21 protein-coding genes are annotated in these 21,427 nt (G+C 47.1%); 7 read left to right on the top strand and 14 right to left on the bottom strand.

The genetic code is table 11. The features are described 5' to 3' along the window. Positions 1-35 precede the first annotated feature (35 nt). Together ACO4R2_RS09860 and ACO4R2_RS09855 are read left to right on the top strand one after the other, a co-directional pair. Positions 36-1,265, top strand: coding sequence for an S-adenosylmethionine:tRNA ribosyltransferase-isomerase (locus ACO4R2_RS09860; RefSeq protein WP_484770044.1), 1,230 nt, complete (start codon positions 36-38; stop codon positions 1,263-1,265). Positions 1,266-1,322: 57 nt separating this feature from the next. Then, positions 1,323-1,829: an NUDIX hydrolase gene (locus ACO4R2_RS09855; RefSeq protein ID WP_484770043.1), complete on the top strand. Its 507-nt coding sequence runs from the start codon at positions 1,323-1,325 to the stop codon at positions 1,827-1,829. A 555-nt stretch (positions 1,830-2,384) separates the two neighbouring features. Here the strand turns inward: ACO4R2_RS09855 and ACO4R2_RS09850 are convergent. The 9 genes from ACO4R2_RS09850 to ACO4R2_RS09810 form a co-directional block, all read right to left on the bottom strand. Then, a complete protein-coding gene (locus ACO4R2_RS09850) occupies positions 2,385-2,672 on the bottom strand; it encodes a hypothetical protein (RefSeq protein ID WP_484770042.1) in 288 nt (95 codons plus the stop codon). An 11-nt stretch (positions 2,673-2,683) separates the two neighbouring features. Beyond that, the gene (locus tag ACO4R2_RS09845; protein ID WP_484770041.1) at positions 2,684-3,658 is read right to left on the bottom strand and encodes a tetratricopeptide repeat protein; all 975 of its coding nucleotides are present in this window, start codon (positions 3,656-3,658) and stop codon (positions 2,684-2,686) included. A 27-nt stretch (positions 3,659-3,685) separates the two neighbouring features. Beyond that, the gene (locus ACO4R2_RS09840) at positions 3,686-4,855 is read right to left on the bottom strand and encodes a CD0519/CD1768 family membrane protein (RefSeq protein ID WP_484770040.1); all 1,170 of its coding nucleotides are present in this window, start codon (positions 4,853-4,855) and stop codon (positions 3,686-3,688) included. 305 nt (positions 4,856-5,160) lie between these two features. Continuing rightward, positions 5,161-5,841, bottom strand: coding sequence for a nitroreductase family protein (locus tag ACO4R2_RS09835; RefSeq protein WP_484770039.1), 681 nt, complete (start codon positions 5,839-5,841; stop codon positions 5,161-5,163). 56 nt (positions 5,842-5,897) lie between these two features. Continuing rightward, positions 5,898-7,133 carry a 4Fe-4S binding protein gene (locus tag ACO4R2_RS09830; protein WP_484770038.1) on the bottom strand — a complete coding sequence of 412 codons (1,236 nt, stop codon included), beginning with the start codon at positions 7,131-7,133 and terminating at the stop codon, positions 5,898-5,900. A gap of 10 nt (positions 7,134-7,143) precedes the next feature. Next, positions 7,144-7,650 (bottom strand): FMN-binding protein, encoded by a 507-nt coding sequence (locus ACO4R2_RS09825; RefSeq protein WP_484770037.1) that lies wholly within the window; start codon positions 7,648-7,650, stop codon positions 7,144-7,146. 63 nt (positions 7,651-7,713) lie between these two features. Then, complete coding sequence (gene aroB / locus ACO4R2_RS09820) at positions 7,714-8,751, bottom strand: 3-dehydroquinate synthase (RefSeq protein WP_484770036.1); 1,038 nt, start codon at positions 8,749-8,751, stop codon at positions 7,714-7,716. A gap of 61 nt (positions 8,752-8,812) precedes the next feature. After that, positions 8,813-9,253 (bottom strand): acyl-CoA thioesterase, encoded by a 441-nt coding sequence (locus ACO4R2_RS09815; RefSeq protein WP_315089847.1) that lies wholly within the window; start codon positions 9,251-9,253, stop codon positions 8,813-8,815. Between the two features lie 15 nt (positions 9,254-9,268). Then, complete coding sequence (locus ACO4R2_RS09810) at positions 9,269-9,544, bottom strand: hypothetical protein (RefSeq protein WP_315089849.1); 276 nt, start codon at positions 9,542-9,544, stop codon at positions 9,269-9,271. A gap of 828 nt (positions 9,545-10,372) precedes the next feature. Between ACO4R2_RS09810 and ACO4R2_RS09805 the strand changes: the two genes are divergently transcribed. The 5 genes from ACO4R2_RS09805 to ACO4R2_RS09785 all read left to right on the top strand — a co-directional run bounded on the left by ACO4R2_RS09805 (position 10,373) and on the right by ACO4R2_RS09785 (position 17,059). Then, on the top strand, positions 10,373-11,203 hold the full coding sequence (locus ACO4R2_RS09805; RefSeq protein WP_484770035.1) for a prephenate dehydratase: 831 nt from the start codon (positions 10,373-10,375) through the stop codon (positions 11,201-11,203). 30 nt (positions 11,204-11,233) lie between these two features. Continuing rightward, positions 11,234-12,412, top strand: a complete 1,179-nt coding sequence (locus ACO4R2_RS09800) for a pyridoxal phosphate-dependent aminotransferase (RefSeq protein ID WP_484770034.1) — start codon at positions 11,234-11,236, stop codon at positions 12,410-12,412. A 29-nt stretch (positions 12,413-12,441) separates the two neighbouring features. Beyond that, entirely contained in the window at positions 12,442-13,515 is a 1,074-nt protein-coding gene (locus ACO4R2_RS09795) for a chorismate mutase (RefSeq protein ID WP_484770033.1), read from the top strand. Between the two features lie 119 nt (positions 13,516-13,634). After that, positions 13,635-14,408 (top strand): prephenate dehydrogenase, encoded by a 774-nt coding sequence (locus tag ACO4R2_RS09790; protein WP_484770032.1) that lies wholly within the window; start codon positions 13,635-13,637, stop codon positions 14,406-14,408. Between the two features lie 176 nt (positions 14,409-14,584). Further along, positions 14,585-17,059, top strand: coding sequence for a TonB-dependent receptor domain-containing protein (locus tag ACO4R2_RS09785; protein WP_484770031.1), 2,475 nt, complete (start codon positions 14,585-14,587; stop codon positions 17,057-17,059). A gap of 541 nt (positions 17,060-17,600) precedes the next feature. On the opposite strand, the gene ACO4R2_RS09780 is transcribed toward ACO4R2_RS09785, so the two are convergent. The 5 genes from ACO4R2_RS09780 to lpxK form a co-directional block, all read right to left on the bottom strand. Next, positions 17,601-17,855: a DUF5053 domain-containing protein gene (locus ACO4R2_RS09780; protein ID WP_315089861.1), complete on the bottom strand. Its 255-nt coding sequence runs from the start codon at positions 17,853-17,855 to the stop codon at positions 17,601-17,603. 48 nt (positions 17,856-17,903) lie between these two features. After that, the gene (locus tag ACO4R2_RS09775; RefSeq protein WP_311490655.1) at positions 17,904-18,626 is read right to left on the bottom strand and encodes a DUF554 family protein; all 723 of its coding nucleotides are present in this window, start codon (positions 18,624-18,626) and stop codon (positions 17,904-17,906) included. A gap of 132 nt (positions 18,627-18,758) precedes the next feature. Continuing rightward, a complete protein-coding gene (locus ACO4R2_RS09770; RefSeq protein WP_311490656.1) occupies positions 18,759-19,316 on the bottom strand; it encodes a TlpA family protein disulfide reductase in 558 nt (185 codons plus the stop codon). Between the two features lie 184 nt (positions 19,317-19,500). Then, complete coding sequence (locus ACO4R2_RS09765) at positions 19,501-20,328, bottom strand: purine-nucleoside phosphorylase (protein ID WP_484770030.1); 828 nt, start codon at positions 20,326-20,328, stop codon at positions 19,501-19,503. Positions 20,329-20,339: 11 nt separating this feature from the next. Beyond that, on the bottom strand, positions 20,340-21,410 hold the full coding sequence (gene lpxK / locus ACO4R2_RS09760; protein WP_484770029.1) for a tetraacyldisaccharide 4'-kinase: 1,071 nt from the start codon (positions 21,408-21,410) through the stop codon (positions 20,340-20,342). Positions 21,411-21,427: the final 17 nt, after the last annotated feature.

Below are 21,427 nucleotides of genomic sequence, written 5' to 3'. Positions count from 1 at the left end.
GATTACTTTTGCCGACTGAAAAAAACTTACAACTTATGCAAGATCCACGACATATACACATCAAAGACTTTTCTTACGACTTGCCCGACGAGCGCATTGCAAAACATCCGCTCGAGAAAAGAGATGAGGCCAAGTTGCTCCTTTATAATCAAGAAGGCATCAGAGAAGATGTTTTCCACAATCTGACAAACTATCTACAGCCAGGACAACTCATTGTGTTCAATAATACGAAGGTGATCTATGCTCGTCTTCATTTTCGCAAGGCTACGGGTGCTCTCATCGAGGTCTTTTGTCTCGAACCGCACACGCCGTCCGACTATCAGGTGAACTTTTCCACCACGCGCCGTGTCACTTGGACTTGTCTCATCGGTAATATGAAGAAATGGAAAGAAGGACGTTTGGAGCAGGAAATCAAGGTAGGAGATAAGTTGCTCACGCTGACGGCCGAGCGCGGAGGAGTTTCTGGTACGGGCTTCGAAGTAACTTTCGATTGGAACGATGATACCGTTGCTTTCTCCGAGATTCTCGATGCGATAGGTGAATTGCCCATACCGCCATATTTGAACCGCGATACGGAACAACGGGATTTGGAAGAATACCAAACGGTCTATTCTAAGATAAAAGGTTCGGTGGCAGCTCCCACTGCTGGCCTTCATTTCACCGACGAGTTGTTGTCACAATTAGATGCCCACGGCATAGAGCGTGATGAGATTACGCTCCACGTAGGTGCTGGCACGTTTAAGCCTGTCAAGAGCGAAGAAATCGAAGGGCATACGATGCACAGTGAGTGGATTGCTGTGGCGCGCACTTCGATAGAGAAACTGATAGCTCACGGCGGGCAATGTATCGCTGTAGGTACTACATCGGTGCGCACCCTTGAGAGCCTTTACTATATAGGCGTAATCTTGCAGCAGCATCCTAATGCTACCGAGGAAGAATTGCGTGTGCCGCAATGGATGCCCTATGAATATGCAGCGCAAACTGTTGAACCGATCACCACCTTGCAGGCTTTGCAAAACATTCTCGACTATCTGGAGCGCAACAATCTACCTACGCTCCACACCAGCACGCAGATAATGATTGCTCCGAGCTATGAATACCACGTTGTGCGGACGATGATAACGAATTTCCACCAGCCGCAGTCCACTCTTCTCTTGCTCGTTTCGGCCTTTGTCAAAGGAGATTGGCGGCGCATCTACAACTATGCGCTGGAGCACGACTTCCGTTTCCTTTCCTACGGCGACGGCTGTTTGCTCAACTTTTGATGTGTTCTGCCTTCTTTGTCTTGCTGACGAAAGAAGGCATACCCAACTGCTGAAAAAATGGAAGAAAACAAAAACGAGATATTTCCCATAGTTAATGAAGCGGGGCATGTTGTTGGACAAGCCTCGCGCGGTCATTGCCACGATGGGTCTAAATTGCTCCACCCCGTGGTTCATCTCCATGTGTTCAATACAAAAGGAGAACTGTTCCTGCAAAGGCGTCCCGACTGGAAGGACATACAGCCAGGGAGATGGGATACGGCGTGTGGCGGACACGTAGATTTTGGCGAGAGTATAGAGGATGCTTTGGCGCGGGAGGTTTGGGAGGAATTGGGCCTTCGTCCTACGGATTACCAGCCCGAATTTGTGACCAGTTATATCTTTGAGTCCAGCCGAGAGCGCGAACTTGTGAATGTCTTTCGCACTACAACTGCTGCGCAGCCTCATCCTTCCGACGAATTGGACGGAGGGCGTTTCTTCTCACCTGAAGAAATCCAACAGCGTTTAGGTTCTGATTTTTTCACACCTAATTTTGAATCTGAATACACTACTAAATTGAATTCATAGGTTTGTACCTTTTTTAAAGCAGCTACTTCTTCTGAGGTAGCTGCTTTTGTTTTGTAAACAAACTTCTTATTTTATGGCTGTGAGAATGGCTTGTAATCCAAGTTCTCGTAAAGTAATTCTCCAATCAGTCCGCCTCTTCCGACCAGTCCGATAAAGATGTTTGAGAATACAATAAGGATGTTTGATAATTTCCTTATTGCGTCAGCCCACGCGATAAGGAAGTCGGCTGGCAGCCTTATTCTGTTTTTGGATGAGATAAGGCCAGAAAATCCTTAGACGAGGCTTTTAGTCCCTCTTTTTATGTTGTTGGCGCATATTTTTGAGGTGTGTTTTCAAAAATCAATCCTTTTTTGTTCGATTTTTGAGAAACGAATGAGCAGAAGGCAGCGATTCTGATTCTATTTTGTTCTATCCTGTTGTAAAAATATCGGGCAGTTTTCTATCTCTGTTTTGTTCCAGTTTTCAAGAAGAACGCCCACTGAAACATAGGGCATTTCAGCAGGCGTGAAGAAGTAATATAAGATTGAAATTATCTGTTTTGTGAGTGCTCTGTCTTTATCTGAGAATCAGAAAGAGAATGTCGCCGATGGTAAAGAGAAACCCACCGATGAGAAGGGCAAGACTGCGTTTCTCATAACCGCGACGGAACTCGTTAAGGCCAAAAAAGAAAGTGCTGACAGGGATAATCCACAGCAGGTTACTCAGAAGGTAGAACAGAAAGGAGAGAATGGCGTTTGGGCTATAGCCAATGGTGGCTCCCCCAAAGAGAAAGAACACGCTAAGCAGGGCCGGGATGAGATTGAAGAAGGCCAGCGCAAGCAAGTGTTTTGGAAATTCGTTCATGATAGGGATGTTTAGAACTGGAATGGATTCTGTGCCCGATAGCGTTGTTCCATCTTGTTTTCGATATTGGAGTATTCACCGTCAAGTTCTTTCGCGCTCTCCGGTTGGAGCTCTAAAGATTTCTTTAGGTCGTCTTCAGCGCCGAGTTTGTCGTTGAGCTGGAGCTTTACAGCCCCGCGAAGTTTGTAGGCAACGGCGTTGTCGGGCTGCAACTCTATGGCCTCATCGTAGAGAGCCAAAGCCTTATCCAACTGATGGTGGAGAGCATAGAATGCCCCTAATTTCTCCATCGCTTCCATACTGAAAGGATTCATTTCGCGCACTTTTAGATACGCCTCCTCGGCTTCTGTGTCGCGGCCTGTGCCTTGCAAAGCATCTGCATGAAGCAGAAGGTATTCTTCATTCTCATTGTCGAGCGCCAAAAGAGCTTCGGCATCGGCGAGCACTTCGTTGTATTGTCCCATAGAAGCCAGAATCTGCGCGCGAAGTAGGAGAGCGGCTGGATAATGTTCTTCCTGTTGAAGAGCCTGCGTGAGGAAAGCGATGGCCTGAAAGTCTTGTCCCAGCCCATGTGCAGCTTCGCCCGCAAAATAGAGGGCGCGAGGCTCATCGGGATGCTGCTCTCTGATTTTGTCGGTAAGAGCTTGTTCTGATTCGTAGTTCTTTGTCCGTCCGTAGGTGCTAGCCAAGAGGAGGGCTACTTCGAGATTGTCGGGGGCAGCATCCAGCAAATGTTGGAGTTGCGGCACTGCCTCGTCGTACTGTTGAAGAAGGATGAGCACTTCCACCAGATAGCTGCGCGTAGGTGCATCATCGCGAATCTCCAGAGCTTTTGTGAAGCACTGTTCTGCAAATTTGAGTTCACCCATGTTCTTGGCGCGCACGCCGTCGTCATGGAAAATATTGAACATCTTTTCTGTGTCGTTCTTTTGATCGGTTTCCGTTTTAGGTTCGGAAGTTCCAAAGAGGTTTTTGAAGAATCCCATTTAGTTTTATGTCTTTTCGTTCTATTATCAAATAAGAGTTGTCAGTAGGTAAATCCAATGCGCCACGAGAGCAGCTGCAATGCCGCCGAAAGTATGTGAGATGATAGCCTTCGACGTAAGCTCTCTGTAACCCAGTGAGTCAAGCATGGCCGTATGTGTGCTCAAGAATCCGCTCCAGCACATACCGATGGCCGTGAAAACGGCAATAGCATTTCCGTCGAGCCAACCGTGTTGTGCAAAATTAGGTACAAGTCCTAAGGCCGCTCCAACAGCTCCAAGTGCCGTGATAGGGAAAGCAATCTGATGGGGATCGGAAAAGCCGAAGAGCCAGTCAAAGAGCCAGTCCACTTTATCGGCCAGCATGGGCAGCAGTTGAGTTCCCTCGTAAGCTCCGCCAGAGTATTGGCCCGATGCAGCAGGGCCAAAGGTCAGCATCATAACGAGCGTGGAGATGATGAGTACGCCGGGGATAATGGCAATACCGATGTCGACGCCCGAACGCCCTCCGTCGAGCAGTGCATTCAGGGTGCGTAAGAATATGCCGTTTTCTTCTTGGTGTTCCACTTGTGCAGCCAAAGCGCGCTGGCCTTCGCGTGCTTCGGGGTTTACTACGGCGCTCTCTTCGGCAAAGTTGGGGTACTTCTTGATAATGAAGCGCTGCATTAGTCGTGTGGAAACGATGCACCCGCAGAAGGCACCGAAGAGTCCGATAAGAGGTTCGATGAAAAAGCCTTGCCCAATCATGAAGATGATAACGATGAGGCCCATTCCGAAGGCTGTACCGAAGTTGGTGAGGGAAATAAATTGGTATTTCTTAAAGTAGCTGGCAAACCGCTTGTCTTTGGACAGCGTGATGATGGCTGGATTGTCGGACAGGAAAGTCAAGACCGCTCCCAAAGAGGCCACGCCAGGCAAGTTGAATAGCGGACGCATGAGTGGACGCAAGAGTTTTTCGAGCATGTCCACTACGCCAAACTCCACAAAGAGTTTGCCGATAGCTCCCGTAATGACGCAGATGGCCATCAGGTAGAAGCACGTGTTGAGTAATAAGTCGTGCGCCGTCTTCATAATGGTGTTGAGCATATTTGCTGCACCCATTTTGCTGCCCATATAACAGAACAGAGCGGTGATAAGGACTAAGCAAATGACACCTGAAGGAATTTTGGTGAAGATACTTACTTTGGAGGTCTTTTTCATATTGGTATTTTATTTTTAGTCTTTCAGATTGATTGCCACGAGTAAGCTGTTAATGCGCAAAGCCTACCAGCGTTGAAACATTGCTGCTTATGGCTGCCGCTATCCTTGGGGTATCTTTGACTGTAAAGTTCCGATGAAGTGAGCGTTTCGGTTGTCTTCATTTCTTGCGTAAGGGAAGTTGACAAGATGATTAACATAGGCGCGAATTTACGAGATTATTTTTACTCGCATAATAATTCGGTCTAAAAATGAGAAAGAGATGCAACAAAATGTCACATCTCTTTTTGTAAGTTGGATTATGCGGCTTAGAAACCTCCGCCTTCTGTGCTTTCCTCTTCCTCTCCTGCTTGCGCACCGGGGAAGTCTCCCACGTTGTAGCGTATGTTGTCTTTCACGTATTTATTCTTCGGCTGAGCATCACCTTTAGGATGGCCGAGTGCAACAATGCAGAGTGGCTTCAGATTTGAAGGAAGTTTCAAAGTGTTACTAACTGAAGTTACGAGCGTCTCGGCTGGATAAACGCCCAACCATACTGCATCCAGTCCTAAACTATGTGCAGCGAGCAGCATGTTCTCTGTGGCTGCGGAGCAGTCCTCCACCCACCATTCCGTAGGTTTATGCTCTTTGTCCATGAGAGTAGGATCGCCACAAACAGCTATGGCTGCGGGAGCCGTTTTCAAAGCCTGAGCGTAGGGTAGAGCTTTAGTCAGTTCTTGCAGCACAGCTTTGTCGTCGATGACAACAAACTTCCAAGGGCGTTTGTCCATGGCTGTTGGAGCTGCCATAGCTGCGCGGCAGAGCGAATCAAGCATGGTGCGCGACACGGGCGCTGTGGTGTACTCTCGGATAGAGCTACGCGTCAATATGTTCTGAAATACAGCCTCGGAAGTGCTCACCTCTTGCGCATTATTACCCATGAAAAGGCGCGCTTCTGCTGCCAGCAGAGCGATGGCAAGGAAGAACGAAATGATTTTATACTTGTTCATATAGATTTGACGATTGTGTTTGAAGTTGTGATACTCTCAGTCGTTGTTGTGCGGCTTTATTTCTTCACTTTCTTTGTTGGGATGGTGCGATCTTCAGCTGTGTTGAGCAACATGCCTACGGGGCAGAGAGCTTGACACCAGAGGCGTGGGGCGAAGAGGCTCAGAACAACGAACGCGGCCGAGAAAATCACCACGCCGATAGGAGCGCTCGTGAACATAAAGGCTGTAAACGGTTCGTAGTTTAAGATTTCCGCACCTATGCCCATCCAAAGCATCAGCAGGATAATCCCCAGCACCACGATGCGCAGTTGTTTCATTCGGCGGAATACTTTTGCGTTTACTTTGATCTTGGGAAGCGGAAGCATCCAAGCCAGCTCCTGAAAACTACCATAAGGGCAAACCCATGTGCAATAGAAATTCTTACGACCAAAATAGGGGAGCAGAATGGCAAAAGCCACCATTGCTACAGCAGGAAGGGCACCTATCCAATCAACTCCGTTCTCCATCCAGCTTCGCAGGAGCGAGAGAGAAATAAACTGCCCCGTCCAAAAACCAAGTACAAGGACATTGAGCACCAACATCGTGATGCGCACGCGCTTGTTTCCTCTAAATTTCCATGCAGCAAGGATGCCGAACAGCATCACGGCAATGACCACCACCGTCTTTGTCCAGCCCAACAACGGAGCCTTACCTATTGCAGAACTTCCCGTTTCCAATGCCGAAAAAGTGGCTTGTACGTTACCGATAATAGCCCGCGACGAATAAGTGGCACCACTTATGGCGTCCACTTTCTGGCTCAGAGCTTCAGCCGGAGTCTTTCCATTCCAGGCGTGGAGCAACTGTGACGCTTGCCCGAAGTAACCTTCCGTTTCCTGGTTGGCTTGTGCTGTTATATGGAGTACTCGCCCGTTGGTGTCGGTCAGTATGAAGAGCGGTGTAGGACCTGCAAAGCCAATGATGTTCTTACCCCAGCGCGCCGAGTTGTAGAGTCTGCCGACGGATTTTCCATCACTTGTCGTTACATCCCATATAGCTGAATCGCGCTCGGATAGAGTTGCGTTCGGATACCCCAAATCTGCCAATTCCTGCGGCGTGGGCAAGGAGTAAGTAGGTGCGGCTTCCGCCTGCGATGTAGCTTTTGCTGTGATGTCTTTTCCAAAGAGCCGGCCCGATGTAAGGGCTACGGAGGCCAGCATCAAGAACACAATCATCAGCGAAACCGCTTGTGACAAAAGATCTGTCCAGCGCGTTTTGCCAGCAGTGCCTATCTGTTTCTTTTTTGGAATATTCATCCGTTAGACATTACTTGCAATACTTATTATAAGCTGCGAGAGCTGCCTGAACATTCTTATTCAAGGCATTGCTACTATAAGTAGCTCCACTGACAGCATCTACCTGCATGTTGGCATCCTTCTTGGCGCTAGCATCTTTCCATTTGATCAGATTAGCAGAAGCCATCTTAAAAAATTTGGGAGTTTCCTGATTGGGCAATGTATAGATGTGTTCCACCTTACCCGCCTTGTTGACGTAAACAAGTACGGGAGTGTATCCGTTGTAGCCGGTCACTTTCTTCGCGTAAGAGGAACTGTTGATGACGTACCCCGCTCTCTGGCCGTTTAGACTAACGCTCCAAATGCCTTTGCGTACTGAAGTGAGCTGCGCATTGGCCAAACCGAGGCGTTTTAACTGTTCGGCGCTGGGTTGATCGGATGTATTGTTTTGTGAAAGAGTTGTAGTAGCTTGTGCCACCTCCGTAGAGGGCAGCATGATACCTGCCAGCAAAGCTACGATAAGTACGATTTTTTTCATTGTTATATCTATTTTTAGTTTTCTGAATCAAAATGATGTCGGCTCTATTCCGACAGAATTCTCTCAGCCTTCTCGCAGAAAATCGAAGGCTTCAAACACTTCTTCTTTCGTGGCGTGTTGGTCGATGAGAATATCGCCCACATCACGCAGTAGGGTGAAGTTGATAACATTTCCCACATTCTTTTTGTCGTGAAGCATCAGCTGATAGAGATGTTCGTAGTCGTTGCAACTAAAAGGAAAATTTCCATAGTTTTCACGAATGTAGCGAACCGTTTGCCGCATCTTGTCGATAGGGAAACCTTGGGAGCAACTCAGATAGAGTTCGCAGATAAGTCCCCAAGCCACAAAGTAACCGTGAAGTCCCGTGCGCTGTTGCAACATCGCCAGCGATTCGAATGCATGACCGAAGGTGTGCCCCAAGTTGAGGGCTTTTCGGATGCCTTTCTCTGTTGGGTCTTTAGCCACAACGGCACGTTTCACCTCGATGCTTTGACGCACCATTTCTTGGAGCTGCACAAAATTAGGTTTGCAAAGGTCGAATGTTACATGACTTGCCCACATAGCGGTATCCTTCAGCAAGGAATGTTTCAGCATCTCAGCATAACCCGAACGCAGGTTCTGGCTGTCGAGCGATCGCAGGAAGGAAGTGTCGATAATAACCTCTCGAGCATCGCGGAAAACGCCTATTTCGTTTTTGAAGTCATTGAAATTGATGCCCGTCTTACCTCCAACGGCCGCGTCGACCATGGCAAGCAGCGTTGTGGGTATGTTAACGAAGTCTATCCCTCGTTTGAAGGTGGAGGCCGCAAAGCCTCCGAGGTCCGTGACCATACCTCCGCCCAGATTGATGAGCAGCGAGTGGCGACTGGCTTTGCGCTGTTGCAGTTCCGTCCATACTTTGCTGACGGTTTCCAATGTCTTGTTGTCGTCGCCAGCTGGGATAACGATGCTTTTCTCAAGGCCATTTATGTGTCCGAGTAAGGGGCGACAGAGTAGCTCCGTTGTGTCGTCTGTCAGGATAAACATCTGGTCGTAGTTCTCAGAGCAAAGTCGGTCGATGTCTTTGCGGATGTCCAGCGTATAGGTTATGACTTGTGACATGAGTGAAAGTTTAATTTTATAGGTAATGCCCTACTGGAGCAGGGCATTAGGAGAGGTTTTCTTATTTCTCGAGCGGGAATTTTGTATGTTCAAACTCCTCGATGGCACGGCGGAAAGAGTCGGGGACTTCTACCGAGATTTGGTCTTTTAGTGAGAAACACACCATAACAGAACGGCAATGGCAAACCACGTTGTTGTTTTTTCGGTTGATGGCCCTTTGCTCAAGCGTGAAACTCTTACGCCCCACATGGCTCACACAAGTTTCCATGACAATATCATCACCATAGAGAACAGGAGCTATGAAGTCCGCATTGATGTTAGCAATCACAGGTACTACATCCGGCTTCCCGTTGTAGATTTTCAAAACTAAATTGAAATAATCCACCTTGCCCAAATCATAGAAAGAGAAGTAGGCATTGTTATTCACATGGCCGTAGCGATCAACATCGTTGAAGCGAAGCTGAATAGGGAGTTGGTGGTGATATTTAATATTTTCTTCCATACTGTTTTTGATCTGTTAGTCATTAAAATAGTTTCGAGCCACGGCTCTGAGCCTTGCCCGGTTCACTTGTGTCTCAAGTGTGTCAACATCGATGTGCAGGAGATCGCGTAGCGCATAGATGTTGGCTTCCTCATCTGTGGCGCGCTCACCAGCAGAGCGGAACAAATGATTGCGGGCATCCACAATTTCCAACGCTTCATGCGTGTATTCGGCCGGTTCTAAGCTTTCGCGTAGAGCGGTATTGATGTAGCTTTCCAGCGCATCAATGAAATCCTGTATTTCTTCGTGCATAGTGCTGCGAAGTTAAGCAAAAGTTTGTTTCCTTCCTTTCTATTAACGTCTTTTACATGCAGAAATACCCCTAAAAGGCTACTATCTGTCAGTACATGAGAGAGGTTGAATGCTCTCTTTGGTGCGTATTATCTTTACATTGGTGAAACACAAAATAGATGTTAAGAAAATAAAAATGCGCGGTATCTGTTCAAAAATCCTCAAAGCGAAGCTATGAGGATGTGCGCAAAAAACTCTGTTTCGGAGGGAAAAAGACGCGTTTTTCTCCTTTTTGTTGAAAAATGCTCTATCCTCTTCCATCATTTTCCTTATCGTGTTCGCCAATATCCTTATTGTGTTAGCCGAAGCAATAAGGATGTTCGCGGATTGTCTTATTGTATCCTCAAACATCCTTAGTGGATGGGGCGGATGAGTCGGACAGGTCTGAGAATAACTTTGTTTCAAGTTGGATTTCGAGCCATTCTCAGGTCAATAGAATAAGAGATTTCTTGACGAAAATAGACAGAAGGCTTCTTTGTCATAAAGTGTTCTTGGGGCGAAAAGAGGAAAAGATAAGTTTCTTTAGGCTTTCTTAGAAAAAAAACTTGTTTTTGTTTGGTGCGTCCGTATGAAGTACTACCTTTGCAGCATTAACAAGTACATTCGATAGATATATGACACCCAATAAAGGTTTTAACTTTTACTTTTATTATTACTTTGCTGAACAAGTGAAGCGGGATGTCGTATGCATAAAATAAGAAAATGAAACCTATTAAATGTCCCGCCCGATAGAGCGGGATTTTTTATTATCTTTCAGTTCCTATCCACCACCGAAAGAAGACAAAGAAAATGAAACGAGTAGCGATACAAGGCATCAAAGGTTCTTTCCACGACATTGCAGCCCATCAGTTTTTTGCTGGTGAGGAGATAGAGCTCGTTTGCTGCGATACGTTTGAAAGTTTGTTTGCACAGACTCGGCAGGACAACGATTTGCTCGCACTGGTAGCCATAGAGAATACCATAGCAGGAAGTTTGCTCCACAACTACGAACTGCTCCAGCAGAGCGGCATGACCATTGTGGGAGAACACAAGCTCCATATAGAGCACAGTTTGATGTGTTTGCCCGACGATAGTCCTGAGATGCTGAAGGAAGTGAACTCACACCCTGTGGCTTTGGCCCAATGTCGCCACTTCCTTTCTCACCGTCCCCATCTGAAAGTGGTGGAGGCCGAAGATACGGCAGGTGCGGCGGAGAAAATAGCACGGATGCAACTCCATGGACACGCCGCCATCTGCCACGCCGATGCAGCCGAACTCTACGGCCTAAAAGTTCTGGAACGCTCCATAGAGGACAACAAGCACAACTACACCCGCTTCCTCGTGCTCAGTAATACTTGGGCCGCTGAGACCCTGCGGAATGTTCACCGCTCCACCAAAGCCTCCATCGTCTTTTCTCTGCCTCATGCTGAAGGCAGTTTGAGCCAGGTGTTGAGCATCTTTAGTTTCTATCACCTCAGTTTGACAAAGATTCAGTCGCTCCCCATCATTGGACGAGAATGGGAATACCTTTTCTATGTCGACGTGAGCTATTCCGATTTCCACCGCTACCGCCAAAGCATAGATGCCGTGCGCCCACTGACCCGACAGTTGAGGATTCTCGGAGAATACGAAGGAAAATAAAACAGACCAACACATAAACTACCGCACATTATGGATACTGCTCAGAAAGTTAAACCCGCCAACCGCCTTTCAGCAGTCAGTGAATACTACTTCTCGAGGAAATGCGCAGAAGTGGCACACATGAACGCCGAAGGAAAGGACGTGGTTTCGCTCGCAATAGGGAGTCCGGACAATCCGCCCTCAAAGGAAACCATCGAAGTGCTTTGCACCGAAGCGCGCAAAGCTTCAGCCCACGGCTATCAGCCCACCCGCGGCATACCAGAACTGCGCATGGCGATGGCCAACTTCTATGAGCGTTTTTATGGCGTTAGTCTGAATCCAGACACGGAGGTGCAACCGCTCATTGGCTCAAAGGAAGGCATTCTCCACGTTACGCTGGCTTTCTGCAATCCTGGCGATAAAATTCTTGTGCCCAATCCTGGTTATCCCACCTATACTGCTCTGCCCACGCTGCTGGGCGTTGAGGTGGTCTATTATAATCTGAAATCCGAGAATGATTGGCAGCCCGATTTCGACGAGCTGGAAAAAATGGATTTGACGGGCGTGAAGATGCTGTGGAGCAATTATCCCCACATGCCAACGGGAGCACCTGCTCTGCGGAATACTTACGAGCGTCTTGTTGACTTTGCTCGCCGTCACGCCATAGTAGTTGTCAATGACAATCCTTATAGTTTCATCCTGAACCACGAACCTATGAGCCTGCTCCAAGTGGAAGGAGCAAAAGAGCATTGTGTTGAATTCAATTCGATGTCGAAGAGCCACAACATGCCAGGCTGGCGCGTGGGAATGTGTGTGACCAACGCCGAGTGGACAAAATGGATATTGAAAGTAAAGAGTAATATAGACTCCGGCACATTCCGCGCCTTGCAGTTGGCGGCTGTTCAAGCCTTCGACAACTCCGATGAATGGCACAGCGAAAACAACTTCGCCACCTACGACCGCCGCCGTCGCTTGGCTTGGCAAATCATGGACACGCTCCGCTGCAAGTACGATACCGATTCCGTTGGTATGTTCGTTTGGGGGCGCATACCCGACGATTACGCCGATGTAGAAGATCTCACGGAAAAAGTACTCCACGAAGCCCGTGTGTTTCTGGCTCCCGGTTTTATCTTTGGCAGCAACGGACGCCGTTATATCCGCATCAGTTTGTGTGCGAAAGAAGAAAAGATGGCAGAAGCCCTTCGCCGAATCCAAGCCGTGTTTGAATAAATACAAATAGAAATAAATAACGATAGAATATGGAACTCGAATTAGCCCCTCTGAATCTGGAAGGAATAGATGCCACACATCGGCCCACCGTAATAGCCGGTCCTTGTTCGGCAGAAAGTGAGGAACAAGTGATGACCACGGCCAAACAATTGGCAGCTGAAGGCATACGCATATATCGTGCGGGAGTGTGGAAACCTCGCACAAAACCCGGAGGCTTTGAAGGTCACGGCGAACCAGCTTTGGAATGGCTCAAAGAAGTACACGAAGAAGTGGGGATGCTCACCGCTACGGAAGTGGCTACAGCTGCGCATGTGGAACTGGCCTTAAAATACGGCATCGACATCCTTTGGATAGGCGCGCGCACAATGGCCAACCCCTTCGCTGTGCAGGAGCTGGCCGATAGTTTGAAAGGCGTGGATGTCCCCATCCTTTGTAAAAACCCCGTTAATCCTGATTTGGAGCTCTGGATAGGCGGTCTGCTCCGCTTCAATCAAGCTGGCTTGAAACGCTTGGGCGTTATCCATCGCGGTTTCTCGACCTACGAGCAAACTCTCTACCGCAACCTGCCCATGTGGCACGTACCTATAGAATTGCGCCGCCGCATTCACAATCTGCCCATCTTTGGTGATCCCAGTCACATAGGCGGCCGCCGCGAACTCATTGCTCCACTCTCTCAGCAAGCTATGGATCTCGGTTTCGATGGTTTGATTATCGAATCGCATTGTAATCCCGATGCAGCGTGGAGCGATGCCAAGCAACAAGTGACTCCCGACGTACTCAACTTTATCCTTGACAAACTTGTGATTCGCGACTCTGCTGCCTCCACGGAGAACCTCGAAGCACTCCGCAAACAGATTGACCACATCGACAACGACCTCATCCGCCTGCTGGCAAAACGTATGCGCGTCAGCAGAGAGATTGGCGCTTACAAGAAAGACCACAATATGACCATCGTGCAAACGGCGCGCTACAGTGAGATTATCAACAAGCGCGGAGCGCAAGGCGTGTTGAGCGGTATGTCGAACGATTTTATGAAAACCGTTTTTGAAGCTATCCACGAAGAAAGCGTGCGCCAGCAAGTGGACATACTGAATCGAGAATAGAAAGGAGAAAATGCTCGCTCTCTTTTTATTGCATGAGAAGGGGAATAGCGTGTTCTTTATTGTGTTGTGGAAGCCATCCGTAGCTTTGAAGGGGTGGCGAGGAACATATACTTAGAATTATGAGGATTTTAGTTTTAGGTGCAGGCAAGATGGGATCGTTTTTTGTAGACCTTCTTAGTTTTGAGCACGAAACAGCGGTGTACGATATCAACCCCAAGCGGTTGCGCTTCATGTATAACACGCAGCGCTTCACGCAGTTGGAAGAAATCGATGCGTTTAAGCCCGAACTCGTTATCAATGCAGTGACGCTGAAATATACGTTGAGCGTTTTCGAGGAAGTATTACCGCATCTCACGCCCGACTGCATTATCTCCGATATAGCTTCAGTGAAAACAGGGCTACATGAATTCTACGAAAAGTGCGGACAACGCTATGTCAGCACACACCCCATGTTTGGCCCGACATTTGCCAACTTAGGAAAATTGACAGAAGAGAACGCCATCATTATCAATGAGGGCGACTACATGGGGCGTATCTTCTTTCGCGATCTGTACAGTCGGCTCGGTTTGCACATCTGCGAATATACATTCGAAGAACACGATGAAACGGTGGCTTACTCCTTGTCCATTCCGTTTGTCTCTACTTTCACCTTTGCTGCCGTAATGAAGCATCAAGATGCACCAGGCACCACCTTCAAACGCCATTTGGTCATTGCTCGAGGGGTGCTCAGTGAGGATGACACACTCCTGCGCGAAATTTTGTTTAACCCGCGCACAGGGCGGCAGGTGGAGAAAATCCGAACAGAACTCAAGGAACTGCTCGAAATTATAGACCGCCGCGACGAAGACGGCCTAAATGCTTATCTCTGCCGCATTCGCGAAAATATCAAATAGCAATACTTTTCTTATCCAGCAAGGGATTTGTCGAAACGTTGATTTATTCGACAAATCCCTTGCTTTTGTTTGCATAATATACGTATTATACTGATTTTGTGTGATTTTATTTTGTAGATTTTGCATCAATACAAACTCTTTCTTACCTTTGCCATAATGATTCAAAGATCTTTTTTATGAAAAAAACATTTTTGATAGCTGCTTTACTATCGTGTTCTATATTTGCTACGGCACAAGTAGCAGGTGATTATACTATTCATGGTGTTGTACAGGACTCACTGAGCCAACAGAAAGAGCCTTATGCCACAGTACGTCTCTTTCGCAAAGGAGAGGGAAAGCCTTTGGTTGTGGCGACTACGGATGCCCGTGGTAAGTTTACCTTGCACTATACAAAACCAGGAACATATATCTTGCAAACAGCCATTATTGGCAAGTTGCCAACAAAGAAAGAACTGGTGCTGGATGCAGACAAAGTGGTTGAACTCGGTACTATTCTGACTCAAGATGCAGGAAAGTCGTTGGCTACGGCAGAAGTAGTAGCTGCTCGTCCGTTGGTGAAAAGTCAGATAGACCGTTTGGTTTACAGTATGAGTGACGATCCTGATGCGCAGACCAATACCATGTTGGAAATGCTTCGGAAGGTGCCTCTCGTTACAGTAGATGGGCAAGACAAGATAACTGTCAATGGAAAAGCGAACTTTAAGGTTTACGTCAACGGAAAGCCCAATAAGATGATGAGCGATAATCCGTCGGTGGTTCTGAAGAGTTTTCCCGCCAGCGTAGTAAAGAAAGTGGAAGTTATCACCGATCCTGGTGCAAAATATGATGCGGAAGGCACATCGGGCATACTGAATATCGTCACTGCCACGGAGGCGACAACGACTGGTTATACTGTAACGCCTACGCTTTATTGGAGCAATCGCGGATGGGGAGGAAATTTTTTTGGTATGGCGCAGATAGGTAAACTGACGCTTTCTGCGCATGGAGGAGTAAATGGCGAAAATTCGTTGCGCAATACGACGGAATCTGAACGTGAACTCATCCTTGATCCTGTTAATCATTTGCTGAAAACAAAAGGAGAGTCCTATAATCATGGGACTTCTGGTTTTGGAGGCTTAGATGCCAGTTATGATATTTCGAAGCATGATTTGCTGAGTGTTAGTAGTAGTATTTATGCTGGCAGGCAGAAGGGACATGGCCTTTCTTCAACATTCCTGACGGGAAATGCAGGGACTGTTTATTCTTATGACAATGTGAACCATAGAGACAGTCGATATCATGGGATAAACACCAGTGTCGACTATCAGCATCAGTTTGGTAAAGAAAATCAGAATTTGACCGTTTCTTATCGGTTTAGTTCGGATTTGAGAAACAATAAGACTCTCAATGTTTACGACAATTTGCAAAGCGTGCCTTTCGCGCTGAAAGATCGCCGTATCGACCCTGATAATAAATCGCAAGAACACACAGCACAGATCGACTTTACCTCTCCGCTCGGAGAGAATCATACGCTGTCTGTCGGGGCAAAATACATCTATCGCCTGAATCGTTCTGATAATGAGGAATACTCTCGTTTGGCAGGGACAGCAACAGATTTCTTACCTGATGTCGCTCAAAGCTTGCTTTATCGCCATCGTACGGATATTTCGGCGGGCTACACGGAATACATCTATAGGTTGAAACGTTTCTCTCTCCGTTCGGGGCTTCGTTTTGAGAGTTCTCATATTCGTGTGACCTATCCCAATGGGACTCGTGCGGCTTTTTCTACGCGGCTCAATGACTGGGTTCCCAGTTTGAATCTGGGCTATAATCTAACCGATACACAGCTACTTCGTCTTGGCTATAACTTGCGTATCGGTCGTCCAGATATTTACTACCTTTCTCCGTATGTTAATCATCTTTCCCCCGAGAAAATAAGCTATGGTAACCCCAATTTGGAGAGTGAGACAGCGCATAATTTTCAACTGAATTATAGTCTGTTTAGTCAAAAGTTTAGTGTTAATTTTTCTGCAACTTATTCTACATCGTATAATGGTTTGACATTCTATAGTTTTATGAAAGATGGTGTGGAGCATTCAACAAGTGGCAATTTCCTACATTCTAAGCAATGGAGTTTTGATACTTATCTGAATGTGAACCCATGGAAATCGACAGCTTTTACATTGAACGGAAATCTGAAATACTCAGATTTGAAATCTTATAGGACAAGCGACCATAATTATGGCTTTTCGGGCAATATCTTTGCGATGCTTCGACAAGACTTACCCTGGAAACTAAAATTTGCTCTTGGTGCAGGTGCTACTTGGGGCGATATTAGTCTGCAAGGACAAGGTTCTGAGTTCAAATACTATTTCCTGGATCTTTCTCGCTCTTTTCTTGAGGAAGACCGTTTGACAGTTACACTCAATGGTTTCAATATCTTCAATCCTCGACAAACATTGAAAAATACGACTCAGACAACGATGTTCAGAAGTTCGGAGAGTTATGTGATTCACGGTCTTTCGAGAATTTCTCTTGGCATTAGTTGGCGCTTCGGCAAATTGCGAGCAGTGGTGAAGAAAACGGCTCGAAGCATTGAAAATTCAGATGTTAAGACGGGTAGTTCCTCACAAGAAAGCGGTTCTAATATGGGCAAATCTGGCGGCAATTAAACTCACGGACAGATGTGAGCGATTTTATTATCTTCTTCTATGAGGAGAAGCACGAAATGAATCTGCTCAAGCGCCTATATCCTTATTGCGTTTTCAGATACAATAAGGATATCCGCTGACATTCTTGTTGCGTCAGCTAACGCCATTAAGTAATTATATATCAATACTTTTCGCCCTCTGCGATAACGTGACAACAAAAAATAAGTTTTTCTGGGAGGGGAGAGTGAAAGATACAGCCGGTGGAGTTGTCAATAAGGACTATACACACAATGATAGATTGGAGGCGTGAGTAATCTTGCTCTTCTGTACCACTACTTCGATTGCAGCATACATCCTTTTTAGAACTTGCAGTCTGTGCATGTTTGGCCATGAGCAGAATCTTGTTGCAGCGATAGTCAAAATAAAACGTTAGAGGCGAAGGTTTGAGCATTTATTTTGTGAGACTAAAGTTTTTAACGTTCCGCTACTTTTTCGTTGAGACAAAAAAGTGGCCCGTTGCCTACGGGCCACTTTTGTTTTGAAAGGTCAATGAGAACTTCGCCTAAATTTTTTCTGCAGCGCGACGAATGCGGTTAGATAGATCGATAAGTGCATCACGCATCTGCTCGGCTTCTTGTGGGTTGAAGCCTCCTACACCTCCGTTGCCATCGATGCCGTCCATCTTATGATAAAACCAGGATGAAGATTTCTGAAAGTAGGTGCTGGCAAAGTCACGCCATGAAACCGACATCAGAATATCTTCTACTCTTTTTTTCATATCGGTAACTACTACGGGGGTTGTCCTTACTGTTCCCATTGCTATTGTGTTTATAGTATTTTATTTTATTCTACCTCTTCCTCTTTTTTAGAACAGACTACGGATGCAAAGATAAATCATGGGGAGCAAGAGAGAGGGAAGGAGATTAACCGTCTTGCAGTCCTTGATGTGGAGAACTCCCAGACCTGCTGCAGCGATAAGGACGCCGCCCACGATGTTGGTTTCGGTGATGATTTGTGCGCTCAAAGAGTCGGGCGACATAGAGATAGAGCCTTTGAACATCCATCCAATGAAATAGAAGAATGACATCCAAAGCAACACGGGGATGCTGGAGAGCGCCGAACCAAACCCATAGGTGGAAGCTACAATAACGAGGGTGACGAAGTCAAGCGTGGCATTGGTGTAAAGATAGGTGTCATCGCCATAGATTGCGCTGAGTATGGGGCCCATCATGGCAAGCGTGCCCACGCAGCAGAGCAATGTGGCTGTCGTAATACCTTCGGCCACCGAAGGGGCGCCATCTATTTTCGACTTTTTGCTCTGTATTTTTTTGCTTGCACGTTCCATGTTGCCGTCAAGGTTTAGCATGGTACCGATAAGGCCACCAGCCGCCAGACAAAAGATAAAAAGTACAGGGTTGTCACTCTTGCTCATATTTTGCATGGCTACATTGATACCCATCACTAAGATGGCGATACCCATACCCGTAGCAAGAGCATTGAGATACTTCACGTTGAGGCTGCGCTTGGTGATAGAACCAACAAAGCCACCTGCAATAATGGCGAGGACATTGATGAAAATTGCTAACATAGTTCTGATTTTGGCGCGAAGATACGATTATTTTGTGGAAACAAATATGGGAACTGACTGTGGAATATAAAAAACACGGAAAAGCAATTCTGCTCTTTCCGTGTTTTATATAGAGAGGGAAGTTGTACTTATTTATTTGGAAATAGCAACTTCGAGATTGTTCTGAATAACATCGTTGCCAGGATATCCGCCCTCAGTGAGGTTGGAGAAACCTACGCTACCATCCTTGTTGAGAAGGACATAAGCAGGAATACCAGGAATGTTGAGATCTGTGCAAAGGTTTTGCCACTGCTGCTTCGTGAGGCGGTAGTGATCGCCAGAGATGCTGGGAATCATAGCCTGCCATTTATCTTGAGGAGAGGTTTCGCCTGTGAGATAAACGAAGACAACGCCCTTGTTTTGATAGGTGGGTTTGATGGCGTCAATATCCTTGAGTGCTGCACGGCACGGAGGGCACCAAGTGGCCCAAATGTCGATGAGGACAACTTTGTTAGGATAGTTGGCTTTGATAGCATCAATGATTGCTTGTCCGCCAGTGATGCTTGTTGGGACTATTTTTACTGTAGAGGGAACGCCTGTAGTTGTTTCTACCTGCGTGGCTTCGGCTGCTTCAGCTTTTGGAGCTGTACGTGCACAACTGGTTGATGTGAAACCCAGTGCTACAGCCATGAGAATTAGAATCTTTTTCATTTTGTTCTTTCTTTTTTTGTCATGTATTGTAGGCGCAATAATGCGCACACTTATTGGTAAGACGGATATAGCGGAGAAAAGTTACAGTGGGTGACTCTTGTTGATTGCTTTCCCCCTTTGATGAGGTGAGGCAATATGGAGAGGTTTTTACACAAATCTTATATTCTATATCCAAAAGGTTGCGTTAATCAATGCGTTTCACCATTTCGCGGAAGATGTCTGCCATAAGTGGCTGCACAGCGTCTGCGGCGCGTTGCACTTCCTCATGAGTGATGTTTACAATCTTTCCTTCAACGCCCAAGTCGGTGATGACACTCACACCAAAGCAGCGAATGCCAGCATGGCGGGCAACGATGACTTCAGGAACTGTACTCATGCCGACAGCATCAGCACCGAGGATGCGGTACATCTTGTATTCTGCTGGCGTTTCATAGGTGGGGCCTTGATCGGCAAGATAAACGCCTTCGACAACTTTGATGCCTTTCTCACGCGCAATGCTGCGTGCCAATTCGAGGTACTCATGGTCGTAAGCTTCGTGCATGTCAAGAAAGCGAGGGCCACCGGGGTAGTTGGGGCCGTGTAGAGGATGTTCCGGTTGGAAGTTGATATGATCTGTGATCAGCATCAAATCGCCAATCTCAAAGTCTGGATTTGTACCTCCGCTGGCGTTGCTGACAAAGAGAGAGCGGATGCCGAGTTCTGCCATAACGCGTTGGGGGAAAGTGACCTGCTGCATGTTGTATCCCTCATAGTAGTGGAAACGTCCTTCAAGCGCCATCACCTCTTTGTCGCCGAGGTGGCCGAAGAGAAGGCGGCCGCTGTGTCCTTCCACTGTTGAAACGGGGAAGTTGGGGATTTGGTCGTAGGGAATCTCGTCTACAATATCAATTTCTTCAGCCAAGTGGCCGAGTCCAGTGCCGAGAACAATAGCTGTGAGAGGGCGCAACTTTGTGTGCTCCTTAATCCATTGTGCAGTCTCCTTAACTTGTTCGATGTAAATCTTAATGTTCATTATTATGATGATTATTTATTTTGTTTGTCGAGATATGAAAAGATGAGTTTCTTAAAAGCAGGTTCTCCTCCCAGGAGGAAGTCGACTTCAATAGGAAGAGCGAAGAGGTGAACTTTGAGTAGCGGACTGAGTCCTGCCATATCGCGTAAGCGAGCGGCATCCTTTTCTGTTGTGATAGCTAGGCAGGGAGGCTCCCATAGTTCGTTGAAAGTCTTGTTGATGCGATTGATGTCATTATCGCTGAAAGTGTGATGATCTGGAAAGGTTAACGGAGTGACTTCTGCGCCTTCTTCTTCCAATTGTTTGAACATGGGTTCAGGATGCGCAATGCCAGTGATGGCCAGTACACGACTTCCTTGCAGTGTTCCATCAGATTCTGCTCCGAAAACAGGGTAGGGGTGGCGGTAGCGAAAGGTGGTGAAGAACAAGTGTTGCTCTGGTTGTACGTGTAACTCTCGTCGAATGACCGCTGCTTCTTGTCTGCTTAGATCTTCAGGGCACTTTGTCACAATGATGATATTGCTGCGTTTAGCTCCTTGGGGGGCTTCGCGTAACCGGCCTGCAGGGAGAACGAGATCGCGAGTATAGAGCCGCGAATAGTCGGTGAGCAAAATGTTGAGCCCCGCTTGCACATAGCGGTGTTGCAGGGCATCATCGAGGATGAACACCTCTGGGATGGGAATGCGTGAAAGTAGTTGCTGAATTCCTCGACGCCGATTTTCATCCACTGCCACTGCCACGCAAGGAAATTTATGCTTCATCTGTAGCGGTTCGTCACCGCTCTCGGCAGCAGTACTTTCTTGTTCTACTATTCTGAATCCCTTGCTTTTTCTACCATATCCGCGACTAAGCGTAGCTACTCGGAACTTTTGTTCTAAGAGGCGGAGCAAGTACTCCGTGTGAGGCGTTTTCCCCGTACCACCTACCGCGAGATTCCCTACGGTAATAACAGGGACAGAGAAACGTTGCTGTGGCAACCACCCCCAATCGAAAGCTTTGTTTCGTAGGGTTGTCACAAACTCGTAGAGCCAACTTACAGGAAGTAGCCACGGCCATAATCGAGGGTGGGGCAGAGGGCGCATGGAGCCGTTTGTGTGTG

Source organism: Alloprevotella sp. (assembly GCF_057240785.1).
This window is presented reverse-complemented; position numbering and strand designations above follow the sequence as displayed.

Coding starts and splice junctions, on each gene's coding strand:
- ACO4R2_RS09850 (WP_484770042.1), bottom strand. CDS start 2,672: ATGAACGAATTTCCAAAACACTTGCTTGCGCTGGCCTTCTTCAATCTC.
- ACO4R2_RS09770 (WP_311490656.1), bottom strand. CDS start 19,316: ATGAAAAAGATTCTAATTCTCATGGCTGTAGCACTGGGTTTCACATCA.
- ACO4R2_RS09860 (WP_484770044.1), top strand. CDS start 36: ATGCAAGATCCACGACATATACACATCAAAGACTTTTCTTACGACTTG.
- lpxK (WP_484770029.1), bottom strand. CDS start 21,410: ATGCGCCCTCTGCCCCACCCTCGATTATGGCCGTGGCTACTTCCTGTA.
- ACO4R2_RS09805 (WP_484770035.1), top strand. CDS start 10,373: ATGAAACGAGTAGCGATACAAGGCATCAAAGGTTCTTTCCACGACATT.
- ACO4R2_RS09780 (WP_315089861.1), bottom strand. CDS start 17,855: ATGGGAACAGTAAGGACAACCCCCGTAGTAGTTACCGATATGAAAAAA.
- ACO4R2_RS09765 (WP_484770030.1), bottom strand. CDS start 20,328: ATGAACATTAAGATTTACATCGAACAAGTTAAGGAGACTGCACAATGG.
- ACO4R2_RS09815 (WP_315089847.1), bottom strand. CDS start 9,253: ATGGAAGAAAATATTAAATATCACCACCAACTCCCTATTCAGCTTCGC.
- ACO4R2_RS09835 (WP_484770039.1), bottom strand. CDS start 5,841: ATGAACAAGTATAAAATCATTTCGTTCTTCCTTGCCATCGCTCTGCTG.
- ACO4R2_RS09825 (WP_484770037.1), bottom strand. CDS start 7,650: ATGAAAAAAATCGTACTTATCGTAGCTTTGCTGGCAGGTATCATGCTG.
- ACO4R2_RS09855 (WP_484770043.1), top strand. CDS start 1,323: ATGGAAGAAAACAAAAACGAGATATTTCCCATAGTTAATGAAGCGGGG.
- ACO4R2_RS09795 (WP_484770033.1), top strand. CDS start 12,442: ATGGAACTCGAATTAGCCCCTCTGAATCTGGAAGGAATAGATGCCACA.
- ACO4R2_RS09840 (WP_484770040.1), bottom strand. CDS start 4,855: ATGAAAAAGACCTCCAAAGTAAGTATCTTCACCAAAATTCCTTCAGGT.
- ACO4R2_RS09845 (WP_484770041.1), bottom strand. CDS start 3,658: ATGGGATTCTTCAAAAACCTCTTTGGAACTTCCGAACCTAAAACGGAA.
- ACO4R2_RS09830 (WP_484770038.1), bottom strand. CDS start 7,133: ATGAATATTCCAAAAAAGAAACAGATAGGCACTGCTGGCAAAACGCGC.
- ACO4R2_RS09790 (WP_484770032.1), top strand. CDS start 13,635: ATGAGGATTTTAGTTTTAGGTGCAGGCAAGATGGGATCGTTTTTTGTA.
- ACO4R2_RS09785 (WP_484770031.1), top strand. CDS start 14,585: ATGAAAAAAACATTTTTGATAGCTGCTTTACTATCGTGTTCTATATTT.
- aroB (WP_484770036.1), bottom strand. CDS start 8,751: ATGTCACAAGTCATAACCTATACGCTGGACATCCGCAAAGACATCGAC.
- ACO4R2_RS09810 (WP_315089849.1), bottom strand. CDS start 9,544: ATGCACGAAGAAATACAGGATTTCATTGATGCGCTGGAAAGCTACATC.
- ACO4R2_RS09800 (WP_484770034.1), top strand. CDS start 11,234: ATGGATACTGCTCAGAAAGTTAAACCCGCCAACCGCCTTTCAGCAGTC.
- ACO4R2_RS09775 (WP_311490655.1), bottom strand. CDS start 18,626: ATGTTAGCAATTTTCATCAATGTCCTCGCCATTATTGCAGGTGGCTTT.